At 38.1% G+C, this 16838-nt stretch carries 8 protein-coding genes and 2 tRNA genes; 8 read left to right on the top strand and 2 right to left on the bottom strand.

What is annotated here, in order from left to right; all coding sequences use genetic code 11:
- Window positions 1-1260: an ABC transporter permease gene (locus E0946_RS05410; RefSeq protein ID WP_133201446.1), complete on the bottom strand. Its 1260-nt coding sequence runs from the start codon at window positions 1258-1260 to the stop codon at window positions 1-3.
- 594 nt (window positions 1261-1854) lie between these two features.
- On the opposite strand from E0946_RS05410, the gene E0946_RS05405 reads away from it, so the two are divergent.
- The 8 genes from E0946_RS05405 to E0946_RS07455 all read left to right on the top strand — a co-directional run bounded on the left by E0946_RS05405 (window position 1855) and on the right by E0946_RS07455 (window position 11023).
- Window positions 1855-1932: transfer RNA gene (locus E0946_RS05405), tRNA-Val, on the top strand.
- 11 nt (window positions 1933-1943) lie between these two features.
- Window positions 1944-2020, top strand: a tRNA-Val gene (locus tag E0946_RS05400).
- A 131-nt stretch (window positions 2021-2151) separates the two neighbouring features.
- On the top strand, window positions 2152-5196 hold the full coding sequence (locus E0946_RS05395) for a DUF6754 domain-containing protein (protein ID WP_243713762.1): 3045 nt from the start codon (window positions 2152-2154) through the stop codon (window positions 5194-5196).
- 15 nt (window positions 5197-5211) lie between these two features.
- Window positions 5212-5838, top strand: a complete 627-nt coding sequence (locus E0946_RS05390; RefSeq protein ID WP_133201445.1) for a hypothetical protein — start codon at window positions 5212-5214, stop codon at window positions 5836-5838.
- Window position 5839: 1 nt separating this feature from the next.
- Window positions 5840-7033, top strand: coding sequence for a hypothetical protein (locus E0946_RS05385; protein WP_133201444.1), 1194 nt, complete (start codon window positions 5840-5842; stop codon window positions 7031-7033).
- A gap of 11 nt (window positions 7034-7044) precedes the next feature.
- Entirely contained in the window at window positions 7045-7662 is a 618-nt protein-coding gene (locus E0946_RS05380; protein WP_133201443.1) for a hypothetical protein, read from the top strand.
- 92 nt (window positions 7663-7754) lie between these two features.
- Window positions 7755-10643 (top strand): DUF6754 domain-containing protein, encoded by a 2889-nt coding sequence (locus E0946_RS05375; RefSeq protein ID WP_133201442.1) that lies wholly within the window; start codon window positions 7755-7757, stop codon window positions 10641-10643.
- A gap of 248 nt (window positions 10644-10891) precedes the next feature.
- A complete protein-coding gene (locus E0946_RS07455) occupies window positions 10892-11023 on the top strand; it encodes a hypothetical protein (protein WP_277997832.1) in 132 nt (43 codons plus the stop codon).
- A gap of 359 nt (window positions 11024-11382) precedes the next feature.
- On the opposite strand, the gene E0946_RS05370 is transcribed toward E0946_RS07455, so the two are convergent.
- Window positions 11383-16491, bottom strand: a complete 5109-nt coding sequence (locus E0946_RS05370; RefSeq protein WP_133201441.1) for a choice-of-anchor J domain-containing protein — start codon at window positions 16489-16491, stop codon at window positions 11383-11385.
- Between the last annotated feature and the right edge of the window lie 347 nt (window positions 16492-16838).

The following is a 16838-nucleotide window of genomic DNA, read 5'->3' as shown; positions in this document are numbered from 1 at the left end:
TTATGCCGTCTGGCGTATTAATTCTACTGGATTTACATTCTTTAATTTTCTTAAAGGTAAAATAACACTTAAAAAAGTGACCACATACGAAAATATAATTACCATAAGATAATCTGAAGTGGCAAATTTCACGGGCAAAGCAGATAAACCAGCCGTTCCTAAATCCATACTTATGATACCATATTGCTGCTGAATTAACAAGAGAACAGTAGCAATGATTAATCCCAGCGCAATTCCGAGAGTGGCTAAAAACAAAGCCTGATATAGAAAAAGGGTGCCCAATTCACTTTCCTTATAGCCAAAAGCCTTCAGTAATCCCAATTCTTTCTTCTTGCGAGTGATGGTCTTCCATAAATTACCTATCAAATTAAAACTGGCTATAATATACATAAATAGCATAATCAAGAACATAAGATTTTTCTCAAATCTGATAGAACTGTATAAACTGGGATCATAGGCACTCCAATCCTCCACTTCAAACTCTGGAAATAAAGCTTTTATTTTCCTGGTAGCGCGTTGAGGATTAGAAAAAGCACCGGTTTTGACCTCTATATAATCAATCTCACTGGTGTAACCACTGAAAAATTGAGCTATAGATAAAGGGATAAAACTATAGGTTTCATCGTATTCTGGCATCCCAGTGGTAAAAATAGCAGTAACCTTTAATTTCCTGACTCGCGGTAACATCCCAAAAGCAGAAGGCACATTAAAAACCGGAGATAAAAGCTCTATCTCATCACCAATGCGAACATCCATACTTGCTGCCAAGCCAATTCCCATAGCTATGCCACCATCTGTAAACTCATTACTCTGAATATTTCCGGCTAATAATCCCTGAAATCCAGCAGAATTATCCATTTCTTTGGGCTGGAACACAGAACTGATTTTAGAATGTCTATTCGGGTCTATTCCCAGAGAAAGTGTTGGAGAAAGCTTTCCTTCTTTTATTATCACCAATTCATTTCGCACCACTGGGGCAGATAAAAAACCTTCTTGACTCAACTTATCTACCATCTTATCATATTCTGAAAAAGGTGCTCCATCTGGTCTGGAAATCTTAATTTCACTTAAAGTTCCAGTTATTCTCTCCTGTATATCCGTTCTTAATCCATTCATCACACTACTCACACACAGGAGACCCGTTACTCCAAGGGTTAAACCTATCAAAGTTAGAAAATGAGACCTATTTATGAAAAAAGCACTTTGCCCTCTAAGATATCTCTTAGCCAGCCAAATTATACTTCTATTTTTCTGTTTCATAAACTCTATTTTAATTTCCCTGATACAAAAGTCAAGAGCTTTCAATATTTTAAATATTTTGCTTTACTTTAGAACCTATCCTTCTTGATGGTTAATGACCTCCTTTTTCATCTCTTCATCATATCCAAATAAACTCTATTTCATTCCTATTTTCTTTTTTATCCCCTCATCTCTAAATTATATCCGATAATTAACTAACTTTTATGGAGCTTATGTCCAATTTTGGACATAAGCTGGACATAAGCTGGACATATGCTGGACATAAATTGTTCATAATCTCACCATAAAAAGGTAGAAAGAATGAAAAAATGTAGAGTCTTCATAATTTTAGCAAGGTGAAACGAGTATGGTGGAAAGAGGACGTCCTCGTTTCAAGCTTTGCAGAAGCTTTCTGTTTTGGGGTCATAAACGTCCTCGTTTATGAAGCTCCGAAGGAGCTTGTTGTTAATAATGTATTAAAAATTAAGATTTATATTCTTTGTCTATATAACAATTAAAGAAGGAAAAACCTTACGGCTTTGCGATTTCTCCCTTTTTAAGTCTTAATTTATATTGACAAAAATCCTAAACTTTCAGCAAATGGATTCTATAAATGGGTGATTAGCTCAGTTTGGTTAGAGTGCTACGTTGACATCGTAGAGGTCACTGGTTCAACTCCAGTATCACCCACCATTAATTTAATAGGGTGATTAGCTCAGTTGGTTAGAGCGCTACGTTCACATCGTAGAGGCCACTGGTTCGAGTCCAGTATCACCCACCATAATCGTTTCAATTCATTCCCTATCTATCAAAAAGTAAAATAGCAGAAAAAAGCATTTGACAATAAAGCCAATTTTTTGGTATTGAATTCCAACTCGTTTTTTAGATATCCTGTCGTTTAGGAGTTTGAATATGAAATTGAAATATTATGCCAGTAGCTTGTTGTTGCTCTTTTTAATTTTCTTTGGCTGTAGCAGTCAAAAGAAAGCAGATAATTCCAATACTGGTAATTTCCCGGTGGAAAATTTGCAGATTGGAGATATTCCAAATGATGGTGGCGATGGCTTGTTTCTAAGCTGGAAACCCTTACCTAAAGAAAAGCGAGTGCAGGAATATCGCGTTTATCGCGGAATCCATCCCGACACTCTTTTCTTTCTTGCTTCAGTCCAGGTAAATGTGAAAACAGGAGTGGCAGCAGATACTATGTTCTTTTATGATAGTGGCACAAGTGATTTCCTTTCTATCGAATCTCCCAAAAAATTAAAATATGAAAAAGGTGCCAAGGGTTCAAATCTTTATAGAGGTATACCCAGAGACCCTGAAATTGCTGCCCGTTTAAGCGAAAGCTTTGACCTTATAAGTATTATGGATGATAGTGATTATTACTATCATTCCAAAAAAAGCTATTCTGCTGATGAAAAAGATAAGGATAAGGATAAGGATGTCTATGCCGGTGTACGATTAGACCAGCAAAGAATTGTAGCTGCCTTAAAAAGCACACCCTTAGGGCAAACTCCTCAGTATAAATATTATTACACCGTTGTTCCAGTGGATGAACGTAATCAAATTCTCGGTATTGCCGAACCTGTCTCTGCTTCTCCTATAGATGATATTCCTCAAACTTCTCCTGCATTATATAGTGTAGCCGTTCAAGATAAAAAAGAAATGCAATTTGAATGGGACTATCCTATCAATAGTGATGACCTGATGATGTACTTGATTTATGCTGTTCCTGGAATAACTAAAGATTTGTGGAAAACTCTTACCCCACAGGAAAAAGAGCAAATAACTTCTACCAGAGGCATTTTAGTGGCACAAGGTCTAGTGGGTGGTGGTGCTTTAAAAAATAATTGTATAATCAAAGAAGCAGATTTTAAGGCTGCAGGTTTAAATTGGGAACAAGCTTATCAAACCCTTTATACTTTAAAATTTGTGGATGGCTCTAATAATATTTCTCCCGTAAGTGAAGCTTCTCTTCCCAAAGTCATTAATAGTTCCCAACTTCCTTCTGCTCCTAAATATAGAGTGGAAGACAAACCTATGGATAAAGGTGACCGTCTCACCCTTACTTGGCAAGAACCTATTGTATTTCTCACTCGTACTACTTCCCATAAAAAAGATGGCTCTCGCCTCAAAGTTAATTATCAGATAAATAAGACTGATGCTCAGGATATCCAGAACATTTATTTTGACTTCTATGAACCAGGTTCGGATATTCCCTTTGCTCAAATAAATGAATTTCACCAGGATAATATTATCTATGTAGACATTCCCCAAAAATATTCCTTGCGAAACGGAGGCAAATTACCCACAGACAGCCTTAAAGTAGAGATTACCATTAATAGTAGACCTTATAGCATTGATCCCAAAACAGGAAGAATACTTCATGATAAAGCCCGAATTATTCCTGACTATAAAATTATTCAATACCTGAAACCTGATCCTGCAATGCTGGCTTATATGCCTACAAATTCTTTTATAGTTAATGGACATAATGTATCCACCATCAAAAATGTGGTCTATAGAAAAGGTTATCGTAGCTCTAATTTTACCAAAATTAAATCTAATACCTGCTATGAAAATTTTCTGGATGTCTCTGTCGGATATATTTCCTCCATTACTAAGCCTATCCTCGGGTTTAATTTTGTTAAAGATGGCAAATTATATACCTATATAGATGGAAAACGATATGTACGGAATCTCCAGCCAGGAGAAAAAGCTTCCAGTCTGGCTTTACTTCCTTCTACTATAGATTTCACTTATGATCCGGTAAACAAAACCACACTTAATATCAGCATCTACCTGGATGAAGCCCAGAAAAAACTTACTCAACTTTCAGATGATATAAAAGAATCCCAACAAAAACTCGCTGCTTATAAAGATTCTCTGACAGCTGCTACTCCTGCTATGGCAATTCTTTACCAAGAAAATATAAACAGACTGGAACAAGAGATTAATACGAAAGAATCGCAACTGAAGATTTATCAGGATAATCCTTACTTTCAAGAAGCTCTGAAAGCAAGAAATAGTCATCAAATGATGCGCTATGTCGCTTCTATCCGTGAACCAGAATTAAGAAAATATACCTATTCCATAGTGCGAACTAATGAAAAAGGATTTTTTGCCGAAACTCCTCCTGATGTTAATAAGGAAGGTGAATTTAACTATTATACACCAATCTCAAATTGGTTTGATTGGACCAAACTGGTTACTTTGATAGCGGTATTTCTCTTTGGTATAGATGTGGTTATATTTATCAATCTTGCCAAACGAGGTAAAAATCTTTATCTTCGTCCTTTAGCTGGTTTGCAAGAAATTGATAATGCTGTCGGAAGAGCTACTGAAATGGGAAGACCTATCCTCTACTGTATGGGAATTGGTGGTTTATCGGATGTGGCAACTATTGCTTCTATGGGAATCTTAAGTCAGGTGGCAAAAAAGGCGGCTGAATATGACACTCGCTTAATTGTCCCCTGCTATGACTATCTGGTTATGCCTATTGCCCAAGAAATAGTTCAGGAAGCTCACTATGAAGTAGGTCGTCCTGATAGTTATGATAAAAATGATGTGTTCTACCTCACTTCGGTTCAATTTGCTTATGTGGCAGGTGTTAATGGCATTATGACTCGTGAAAGAGTAGCCACCAACTTCTTTATGGGATACTTTGCCGCAGAAGCTTTGCTAATGACGGAAACCGGCAATACTATAGGTGCTGTCCAGATTGCAGGTTCTGATGCCATCACGCAGATACCTTTCTTCATCACCACCTGTGACTATACTCTTATTGGTGAGGAACTCTATGCGGCATCTGCCTATCTCAATCGTGAGCCAATGCTTCTTGGCACTTTAAAAGCTCAAGATTATTTCAAGTTTGTCATTTTAATATTTATTATCGCTGGTGCTCTTCTGGGCACTTTCCAGCTTACTGGTTTAATGCAAATTTTCCCTGTTAAATAAAAAGAGGTCTTATCTATGAAGAAGACAATACCATTATTAATCGTCATTATCGGTGGAGTAATCTGGCTTGCCTGGGTTTTCGTTCCCCACCGTCTCATCCAGGATGTTTTCTATGGAGAATTTTATTTACCCTGGGCTCGTGCCATGGCACCTTTTGCTATGCTATTAGGTGTTATCAGCTTGTCTATGATGCACTATGGCAAAATTAAACGCAAGGCACCTAAATGGCAATACAGCTTTTTCTTCTTTGCAGGATTCATAGTTACATCCCTGGCAGGTTTTATTGGAGGCACACAAAAAGGTGGCTTGTATATGTGGATATTTGAAAATATGCAAATGCCTATGAGTGCAACGATGTTCTCTCTTTTAGCATTCTATATGGCATCAGCAGCCTACAAAGCATTCCGAGCACGATCTCCTGAAGCCACAGTACTTTTAATTGCAGCCATAGTCGTAATGCTTGCTCAGGTACCTTTTGGTGTTAAAATTAGCAAATATATCCCCGATATTTCTCAGTGGATACTGGATGTGCCAAATCTTGCTTCTAAAAGAGGTATCCTCCTGGGGGTAGGGTTAGGAAGTGTTGCTACTGCTCTAAAGATAATGCTGGGAATTGAACGCTCCTATTTGGGAGGTGATTGAAATGGCTGAGAAAAAAAGTTTCTTTGAATGGATGCAAAACTTAGACCGTAGATGGATTTATCTCATAGTTGCTCTCGCTATCATTATCCCTTTGCTTATTCCTTATAATTCTGATAATGTGACCACACCTCCAACAGAAAATGTCTATCAAATGATAGATTCATTTGCGGGAAGAGAAGATAGAGCTGTTCTATTAAGCTTCTATCATGATTCCTCGGTTATGCCAGAACTTTATCCTATGGAAATAGCAATAATGCGACATTGCTTTGAACGGAATATTAAGGTGTTTTGCCTTTCTTTCCTACCTACTGGTGCTCCTATCATTGATATGGCAATCAATACGGTCAAAGAAGATTATCCTAATATTAAATCGGGAGTTGATTATTGCAACTTTGGTTATATTCCTGCTGCCTTAATTCTCCCTACTGTGATAGGAATGGGAGATAATATCGCAACTGCAGTTCCAACCGATGCGGAAGGAAGAAAAACTGAAAATCTTCCCATAATGAAGGGCATAACCAATTATAATGAGATGAATTTAGTCGTTGAATTTTCTGGCTCTACTGCTGGAGCTTACTGGCTTGTTTATGCTCGCCCTAAATTTGGCACTAATATCGCTGTCGGAGTTACCGCAGTTATGGCAGCTGATGAATATCCCTATCTCCAGACAGGGCAATTTATTGGTTTACTCTGCGGACTAAAAGGTGCGGCAGAATATGAAAAATTGGTTGATGTTTTTGCCGCTTACCGTGCTCCTGGTGAACCCTTAGAACCATATTTTGATGAGGAAGGAAATAAAATTGTCCCTGGCCGCTCTTTTAGTAAAGATATTCTCAATCAACCTGAAATTAAAGATTTGATTAAAATCACTCCTCAAACAGAAGCTAAATTTTCCCCGGAGGAATTTGAACTTTTCCTGCAAACCTGTCCCGAAAAAGACCAACAGCTTTTGCATCAAGTTAAGCAAAGCGTAGATGGAAAAATCGTGATAGATATTGAAAAACTTGATAAAAATCAGTTCTCATCCCTAACCTGGGAAGGGCTTAATCGTATGACTCATAACACACCATATAAATTTAAAGTAGCTCGAGTTGGTATGAACGCACAATCCGTAGCTCATATTATGATAATTGTATTTATCATCTTAGGAAATATAGGTTATTTCCTTCAGAAAGCACAAACTGGTAAGAAATAAGGGAGTATATTATGACTTTCGATTTATTTAGTAATCTGGTAGCAGCTTTTTTCACTCTGTGTATATTCTCTTTCCTGTATAAGGATAATCCATTTTATCAGATGTCCGAACAACTCTTAGTCGGAGTCTCTCTTGGTTATTCATTAGTTTTAACTTACGAACGGGTGTTTATCCCCTATTTCTATCAACCTATTTTCTTGAAACATGAATGGATTCTTATCATCCCAAGTATTATTGGTATCTTCTATCTGTTTCGTTTTTCACCTAAACTCAGCTGGCTTTCCCGTTATCCTATTGCTTTTTCTATGATGAGCGTTGGAGCCTCTGTTGCTCTGGCTATGCATACCAGTATTCTGGTACAAATGCGTCAGGCTATGGTCCCCATAGAAAATATCAATCTGGCACTTATCTTTATTGGAACAATTACAGTATTACTCTATTTCTTCTTTTCTAAGGCTCACACAGGGATATATGGACAATTCGTTAATGTGGGAAAATGGTTTATGATGATTGGATTCGGAGCCTCTTTTGGTCTTACTGTTATGGCACGTATTTCTCTGCTAATAGGTAGAATCCAGTTCCTGGTTAATGATGTCTTTCTGGCTCTAAAACAAGCCCTATTCGGCTAAATGCTATTATAGCCTGAATATTAGTTAAAGCTCTCCTCCGTATTATCCTTCTCCCAATGCGGATAACTGAAGCTTTGCTAAAGGGTTCTAAAATGAAAAAGATATATTTCTATTTAATCTTTATCTTAATTACAATGATGTTCTTTTTTGGGGGTTGTGCCAAAGAAACCCTTTCGGAAGAAGACCACATTCAGGATTTTACGGTCTCTGATGTTCCCAATGATGATGGCACTGGTCTGGTTCTTCAATGGCATCCCCTGGATAAAAGTAATCGTATTATTAAATACAATATTTACAGAGGGCACCGTCCAGATAGTCTTTTTCTCCTGGAATCCCTGGAAGTTGATCCTAAAGTTAGCCAACCTGAGAGCTGGCTAAATTATACTGACAAAGACTATAATGCTACTTTAATCTCTTTTGAGACTGCTCCCAGAAAACTGAAAAAAGAAAAACAACAGGTCTCCTCCGGTACCCTTTATGGTAATGTGCCCAGAGACCCGAAAGTTTTGGCTGCACTTTTACCTCATTATGATGTTTTAGCACTTATCAATACCCCAAAATATTACAAGCCTTCTAAGCGAATTGAACTAAATGAAGGCGAAACGAAAAATGTATATGCAGGTTATAATCTAAATCAATTTGAAACTATTTTTGCCAATCCTAAAGCAGAACATAGCTATTATTATTGTGTTGTCCCAGTCAATGAAACTGGTCGTTTTCTTCCTGCAACTCCCATTCTATCTGCTATACCTTATAATAATCGCCCGGATACCACTGCGATTTTTTATGCAAATTATATAAAAGATACTGGAGAATTTCGCTTTGAATGGTCTCCTCCCTCTGGAGCTTCAAATATTGTCTCCTGGGAAGCCTGGCTAATGCCCAGGTATCTTTTACCTCAATATTATGCAGATCAAAAGGCTAATGCCCAATCTCCTGACAGTATTTTTAATGCTAACTGGCAAAAAGGTTCTATCTTTCTTAAAGAAATGCAACCAGAATACTGGGGACAAAATTTTTATGATAAGACTTCTCCTGAAGAAATAAAAGGGAAATTATCACCAGATATTCAACTTTCCTCCTATATACCTGTTCTTTCCTACACCAGTTACTGGTCCTCGGAAGATGGTTCACGAGTTGAAACTTTTCAATCTGCTTCTCTGGGAAAATCAATTCAGATTCGTAACTCTAAGGACTTACCAGAAGTTCCTAAATATCAAGTTCTGGATAAACCCAATGATAAGGGTGATAATATCGTCTTATCTTTAGGCAGACCTTTTGCCTATGTAACTCAAGCTACTTTTATAGATAAAGAACATACTAAATTTCGTGTTAATTACGAGATTTCCACAAATAGCGTCAATGATATATCCAAACTACTATTTCGCTTTTTGGATTCTCAAGGTAGAGTGCTGGACGAAGTAAAAGAAGGATATACCGATAAGATTATATATGCGCATTTTCCCAAAAATCGTAACTGGAAAGAAGATATCACGGTCCAGATTTATTCACAATTATCTAACGAAAAAGAGTTTTCCTCACATTTAATTACTCAAAAAATAAACTACGACTCCAAATCCCTCCGTTTTTCTGGAGGAGATATATATGACGGTTCGCAAAATTTAAGTATTCTTTTCTATGATATTTTTCGTCGCACTCCTCTGGATTCTTCTTTTTATCCGGGTATGAGATTTCGTGCTATATCACGAAGTTATGACCAAACTGTGCCCTATCCTGAAACTGAAACTGTTAGACTTTTAAAAGTTGATTTAGCTTCTCAATTAGTTTTGCTGGATCCGCATTTTACCGTGGCTCTGGATGAAAAAACAGGTGCTACTTTTAGACCCTCTCTTTTTAAACAAGATACCATTGAATATATGAAAGCGCTATCTGCTCAGATTGATAGCCTTTCTCGCCAGATTTCTTCCGAAGATACACTATCCGAAACTGCTAAAAATCTTGCTGCTCTTCAGGATGAAAAAAACTTTATAACCTCCCTTTCTTCTTATCAACAGGGGATCAAAGCCAAAAATGATAAAGAATGGCGCAAGATCCTGCGTAAAGAACTGGATTTAAACACTCGATCTTATGAATTTAGGCTACTTTTAACCAATTCACGCGGTCTCTGGGCTAATGAAGACGATCTACCTCCAGCTCAAAAACCTCAAGCTAATATTAAGGGAAGAACGGTTTTCCTGCATCCCGAAGGAGAATGGTTTGACACGACTAAGTATGCAACTTTGATTGCTACCATTTTAATGGGTATTTTTGTCGTCATTGCCTTAAATCAAGCCCGGCATAAAGATCTCTATATCAGACCTATTGCTGGCTTGGAAGAATTGGACAATGCAGTCGGTCGTGCCACCGAAATGGGACGTCCTGTATTATTCGTTCCAGGATGGGGCAGTCTGGGTGATCCCGATACTGTTGCCACTATGATGATTCTTAATCGTATCGCGAGAAAAACTGCTGAATATGACATTCGTTTAATATCTCCCCAGGTGGATTATCTGGTTCTGCCTCTCGCTCAAGAAATGGTCAAAAATGCTTATGATGAAGTAGGACGTCCTGATGCCTATAACCAGGATGATATCTTCTTTGTTTCGGATGTCCAATTCGCCTTTAGTGCCGCTGTCAATGGCATTATTGTACGAGAAAAAGTAGCTACTGTCTTCTATATGGGTTACTTCTTTGCTGAAGCTTTATTAATGACTGAAACGGGAAATCAAGCAGGTGCGGTTCAAATTGCTGGAACTGATGCTATCACTCAAATTCCTTTCTTCATCACTACCTGCGACTATACTTTAATTGGTGAAGAATTTTATGCTACCTCTGCCTATCTCTCTCGCAATCCAGATTTAGTAGGTATGCTAAAATCGGAAGACTACTTCAAGATTATCCTGGTTATCCTTGCTATAATTGGAGTCGTTTTGTCCTCCCTCGGAATCAATACTTTGCTACAATTCCTGCCTATTGAGTAATATATTTACCTTTTTAATGACCGGAATCGCAGAAGAATAATCGCTTATAACTTAAATAAAAAAACCGGTATTCATATACTGGTACTGGTTTATTTACCTTTATTAAAACATGGTATTATATCATTAAAACAACTTTTTCTGCAGTAAAAAGTATAAGATATTGATATTTTCACGGAAGTATTATATCGTTAAAACAACTTTTTCTGCAGTAAAGTAAAAAATACATACTTATAATTCAACACTGGCCTATGGAATGGTATGTTAATGCCTATGATGAGTGTGATAAGTATTGGTGTGCAGGTGTAAATGGTGTGCAGATGTCCTCATCTGCACCAAGCAGAACCAGTTTTACACATATCCGAAATAAATTAAAAGCCTGATAAGTTATGGTGTGCAGATATAAATGTCCTCATCTGCACCAAGAAGAACCAGCTAAAACCATATCTTATTCAAAGGAGGACCTTTGCATACCATTATTATTTTTTAAACCCTTACAAATTACTTTATACAAACTATGTATTTATCCGGAAAAAAGAAATACACCCTTAAGATATATAACAACCTTACAAACTATACATTTATCCGTAAAAAACAAGAACTATCCCCTTAAGATGGTTTACTTCCTTCGAAACTACTTTCTATGAACTAAGCTTTTTTACCATTTACAAATATTTATACCTTATAAAAGACCCCCCACTTTTAATCGGTGGGGGGTCTAATTTATGCGCTAAAAACGCACTTATTTATTGAGGTTAGATTTGGTTGGCATTATAGATTGATTTGCCAAACCCTTATCATAGCGAGGTTGTCTGTTTAGATTACCTTTGTGCTGGATAGGTTGACTATATCTGATTTCCTGACGATTTGCATTACGAATTCCACCCACTGCTGTGACTTTATAGAAAGCCTTGGCATTAGTGGTGAATTCCGGATCAGTCCAGGAAGTTCCGTATACATCAGCATACCAGCTGAAGGTACCATAGGGATCTGTTGCTTTATAGATGGAGTATTTAATAGCTCCATTTACAGGTGCCCAACTAATTGTACCATCATTAGCTATGGTCACCTGAGGAACGCTGATCAAACCATAAGGTATAGCAAAAGCTGTTACTTCTGCATTACCAGGGAAATCACCTACCTTGTAGGCTCCACCATACATTGTATCAATCCAGTATAGAGCACCACCTGCGGCATATCCAGCCAGGAAGAGCAATCCATTATCCTGATCAAAAGCAGCATCCTGAGCATAGTTGATGTCTATACCAAGGAATCCGATGAGAGTCAGCTCCCGAGTGGAAGTATTAATTTCCCACAGACAGTCATAGGCAAGATCTATGCCATAAAGCGTATTGGTATAATTATCATAAGCAATATCTATTAATAATCCATTCATACTTGCTAAATCAGTGGGAGTTCCGTTTAAATTATACCAAAGAGCTCCTACAAGTGTAGCAGCACCAGTATTAACATTCATAGTGTAGAGATTTACTCCATTTGTTCCATAGAGAATATTATTGTTATCATCATAGGCAATTCCCATTATGGCAAAGCCCATCTCACCTAAGAGAGTAGAAGCTCCTGTCATTGGATTGATTTCCCAGAAGTTATCTGTAACAAGGGTTCCATCATCATATTCACAACCTAACCATTTGCCATTTGCCCAATCTGCTCCTGCTATAAAGTTGGTTACTGTAGGAGGATTAGGTAAATTATACATTGTCCCAGGTGTAGAAAGATTGAACTGGACAAATTGGTCAGTAAATACATTCTCTGCCAAGCCTTCCGTATCAAGGGGTAGGCAAATCAATACATCGTACAGAGTATCGTTTTCTGCCACTTCATCCGTGAGTAGATTAGTTTTAACTGTTACTAATGAAGCAGTCCATAATGCTGGAGTGAGAGGAGAGAATGTAACCTGTTGAGTCATTCCCATAGCCAGACCACTCACAGTTTGGGTATTGGTATAGGTATTTCCTATGGTGCAGGTGACCGTGAAGGTCTCTGTATTTATACCATTGTTAATTACGGTTGCCTTCGGTGTTACTAAGGTATTTTCACCTACTACCTGAGGTAAACCCCAGCTTACAGGTGCTACATCATGATTGGGTGGTTGACTGAAGGTTACATCATCAATATACCAGTAATCAAATTGCCAATGATCCCCATCCAGAGTCCAAGCAATATAGGTAGTGGGTGAATTCAGACCAGTGAGTAAAACACTCATTAATCCACTTACATCACCACCACCACTCACTATGGACCAGGGAGAATCATACCAGGTGGTTAAATCGTGACTGTATTGCACTTTTGCCGTAATTCCTACACTATAATCATTATAGTAGGTACGGAATCTTATACTCATATTAGAAACACCAGAAGTATTGATTGGAGGAGAAATCAGACGAGATACACCAATCGCGTTTATATAGGTTGCCATCATTTCATATGGTGTTCCACCTGCATTACTGGTATTGCTCAAGGACCAACGATTGGAAGTTACACCACCAGAATAGGTCTGAGTCCAGTTAAGGGGCCAGGTGCCATCAGTCCCAAAATCCTGAGTGTAAGGTAGTGGAACACGAGGATCTGCCTCAATTATAAACCAGTAGGGTGGCTCTACTACTGCATTACCATCACCATTAACTGCTTCTACAGTCCAGTACCAGCGATCCAGATAGTTGAAAGTAATTCCACCCTGGGTTACAGGATTGAAACTGGTATTTGTGGTCTCCCAATAGTAATCATCATATATAGTTTCATCACTCTGCGACATATAGACCGCATAATAATCAGGGACTCCACCAGTTGTAGCGGGTGTCCAAGTAAGATTGAAACCAACCTGAGGCAAACCTGTAGCTCCATTAGCAGGATAAGTAAGGGTTACTGGATCAGGTGGACCTGAAGGCACATAGATATCAGGACCAGCAACATCATCAATGATTCTATAGTTTCCGCCAGTATGAACACTCTTGAAGGCTATGACTACATTTTGACCATTATAAGCACTTAAGTCAATAGATGCCATCTGCCAGGTGGTAGTGAAGGTTAGATAATCACCCGTCCACAAAGTGGTAGTAAAGTCCTCTGGAGCATTACCCGTGGTGGAAAGCATTACATAAGTATATTCATCAACATAATCCCAACCTGTGCTTTCGCTATAATCGCGATACCAGAAGGTTAGAATATTAGCTCCTTCATGTATGGAAAGAGTAGGAGTCATCAACCACCAGGTTCCTGTTGTATAACCAGATTTTACCGATTTAGTTCCAGTATGAGCATAGGTAGTATAGATTTCCCAGGGAATAGTAGCAGTAGCCCAACCTGCAGGTGGAAAAGTTGCTCCCTCAAAACTCTCGTAAAGAGCATGCTCACCTAATGCATTTCCAGACAAGGCAACATCATAGTTCACACTATCATAGACCATTCGTAAAGTAGCTGTATGGCTCCCTATAGCTGTAGGATTATAACGCACAGGAATGATTACCGATTGACCACTACTTAATGCTGCAGGCAAATTTGAAGTATTAACATTAAACATAGAGGCATTAGTTCCGATTATACTTACATCCGCTACCGCAAGATTAAGCACTCCTGCACCCGTATTGGTTACAATAACATTTTGATAATCTGTTGGAGTATTAACAAAAGTAGTACCAAAAGCTATGGAAGTAGGACTATAATTAAATATTGGTACTTGAGGTATCTCACCAAATTTTAACATAACATTAGGATATCCCATAACTAGGGTGCCCTCAGGAGGATTAGCAGGATCAGGATTAGTAGAATCATTATAATAACGGAGACTACGATTGGTAGCGGCTGAAGTACAATAGAAGAAATAAGAAGAACTGTCCCAACTCGGTGCATTTTCATCTACCGCAATAACTAAATTATTTACATTGTCATAGATAAATGGGTTATTAAGAACTATTTCTATCCATCCTGCAACAGCGGGAAGTGTGACAGTTCCAGAGAACACCTGGGTTAGATTAGATAAGGGTATCCATTCACTTATAGAAGTAAAACTGGCATTGGGAGTATGTCCCATATAAACGGTCCAGTTATTACTATTAACCGCAGCACCGACACCATTCCAATAATAATATATCTTTTCAATCCGTTGGTTCTCTATATTCAACTCGCTCTGCAGATAAATGCTCTGAGAATAAGTATATCCATAGTAAGGATTAACCGGCATATCAAGATCAGCTGTTCCCGTTCCTATGATTACATAACCTTGCTCCACAGTAGTAAAACTAAAGGGAGGAGGAGTAGTAGATCCTCCGGCAGCATTATACGCTTTAACAGTCCAATAGTATTGTGTATTATTAAGTAAGGGGACTGCGGCAGTATAAGTTAAGCCGGGTACATCAGCAATCTCTGTAGTAGGAGGATTATTGGTATCACAATAGACCTTATATCCAGTGGGAACGCCACCAGTAGTGGGAGCAGTCCAGGTAAAAGTAGGTTGGATACTTACCATTGTCGCTCCATTAGGTGGTGAGGTAAGAGTTACTGGACCTGGAGCTTCGGGAGTGATTTCTGGTCCTATTACAGAATCAACATAGTAACTTGCTGCTTGCAAACCAGTTCTAATACCAAGATAGTAATTATTTCCAGCTAAGCCACTCAGGTCAATTACATAATGATACCAGGTATTAGTAGCACCAAGGTCAAAGCTTATACTACCTATTTGAGTCCAGGTGATCCTATCTGGTGAATAAACAATCTGTAAAGTGCCTGTTGTGAGAGAACAAAGTGCCCAGAAATCTAAAGTACTGGTTGAAGTTATAGTAACTTTAGGGGTTGAAAGTATATACTGGGTGGTTGCACCGCCATATTTATAAGCAGAAGCAGTTCCATGTTTTGCATAGGTTGTACTGCGAGTCCAGCTTCCTGGATTAACCCAACCTGCAGGGGGGAAGGTTGTATTTTCAAAACTCTCTGCTAATTGAGTTGTTGTTGGTGTCTTGAAACTCCAGATATCTGAAGGAGGAGAATCACCAAATTCATTACGTGCAACCACCTTCCAATAGTAAATATTTCCAGCTACTAAAGTAGGAGCATAAGTGGTTGCTGTTTGATTGCTACTCACTAAGTTTAGATTGTTTGAAGATGTGCCAAAATATACATCATAAGCAGTTGGATCTCCTCCACCCAGGGTTGGAGTCCAGGATAAAATATCATTAGTAAATGCCCAGCTACCATTTGCTGGAGCTAATAAAGTGGGTGCTAAGGGTGCAGAAGTATTGGGGAAAGCTAGTTGAATACGATTTATAGAACTTGTTCTGCTACTCGCCGTAGGAGGATTTGCTGGATCTGGATTAATACTATCACTATAATAATATATTCCCGTATTAGTGCCACTGGTAAAGGCACCCCAGCTCATAGAAGCATAACCGGAAGTATTCTCATCTATAGCAATAACCAGATTATCTGTGTTATTATAATTAAAAGGTGTAGTTAAGGGAATCTCCATCCAGTTATTAGCTGGTGGAAGATAACTGGAAACATCACCAGCAAAAACCTGAGTTAGATTAGTTAAAGGCACCCAATCTGTAGTAGAAGAAAATGTGGTCTTGGTGGTATGTCCCATATAAATAACCCAATCTTTGGAATTTGTTATATCACCAGAGACATAGAAGAATCTGAGCTTGGTAATTTCCCCGCTCTTATTTATCTGGGTTTGAAGATAGATTTGTTGAGTATAGTTATATCCATATAAACCGTAAATAGGTAAATATGAAGTAGTAGCTGTTCCTGTACCTATTGGTACCGTATCAGCAAATCCCAGAGTAGTTAATGACAATATCGCTATTAGCGATAATAGTAAGATTAATTTTTTCATAACTAAAACTCCTTTTTTAAGTTTAATCTTATGAATTTGGTTAAGGGTTTAAATTATGTTTATTTGCTATAGGTTTGCTCCTTGGGGCAGGAAATTAGATGCCAGAGAAGCAAAACCTGCCTGATGGCGAAAGTTAAGTTTACCTGAAGTTATCCCTGCATCTACTCTTTTGGCTTTATGTGAGTGTAATAGCGATGATATTTTTACATAATTGCTTAAAGAGTAACAGAGGGTTAATTTATTTTTCCGAAGATTGCTTAAAAAATTGGTGTTGGGAAGAAGAAAATGGATGCAAGTATAGCACCTGTCCTTATTGAACTTGGAGACATATGAATTCGCAAGTTCCA

The sequence above is a fragment of the Candidatus Syntrophosphaera thermopropionivorans genome, assembly GCF_004353895.1.
GTDB classification, from domain to species: Bacteria; Cloacimonadota; Cloacimonadia; order Cloacimonadales; family Cloacimonadaceae; genus Syntrophosphaera; species Syntrophosphaera thermopropionivorans.
Note: the sequence above shows the minus strand (reverse complement) of the source record. Positions and strands in the feature narration are given on the sequence as shown.

Coding starts and splice junctions, on each gene's coding strand:
- E0946_RS05410 (WP_133201446.1), bottom strand. CDS start 1,260: ATGAAACAGAAAAATAGAAGTATAATTTGGCTGGCTAAGAGATATCTT.
- E0946_RS05395 (WP_243713762.1), top strand. CDS start 2,152: ATGAAATTGAAATATTATGCCAGTAGCTTGTTGTTGCTCTTTTTAATT.
- E0946_RS05390 (WP_133201445.1), top strand. CDS start 5,212: ATGAAGAAGACAATACCATTATTAATCGTCATTATCGGTGGAGTAATC.
- E0946_RS05385 (WP_133201444.1), top strand. CDS start 5,840: ATGGCTGAGAAAAAAAGTTTCTTTGAATGGATGCAAAACTTAGACCGT.
- E0946_RS05380 (WP_133201443.1), top strand. CDS start 7,045: ATGACTTTCGATTTATTTAGTAATCTGGTAGCAGCTTTTTTCACTCTG.
- E0946_RS05375 (WP_133201442.1), top strand. CDS start 7,755: ATGAAAAAGATATATTTCTATTTAATCTTTATCTTAATTACAATGATG.
- E0946_RS07455 (WP_277997832.1), top strand. CDS start 10,892: ATGGAATGGTATGTTAATGCCTATGATGAGTGTGATAAGTATTGGTGT.
- E0946_RS05370 (WP_133201441.1), bottom strand. CDS start 16,491: ATGAAAAAATTAATCTTACTATTATCGCTAATAGCGATATTGTCATTA.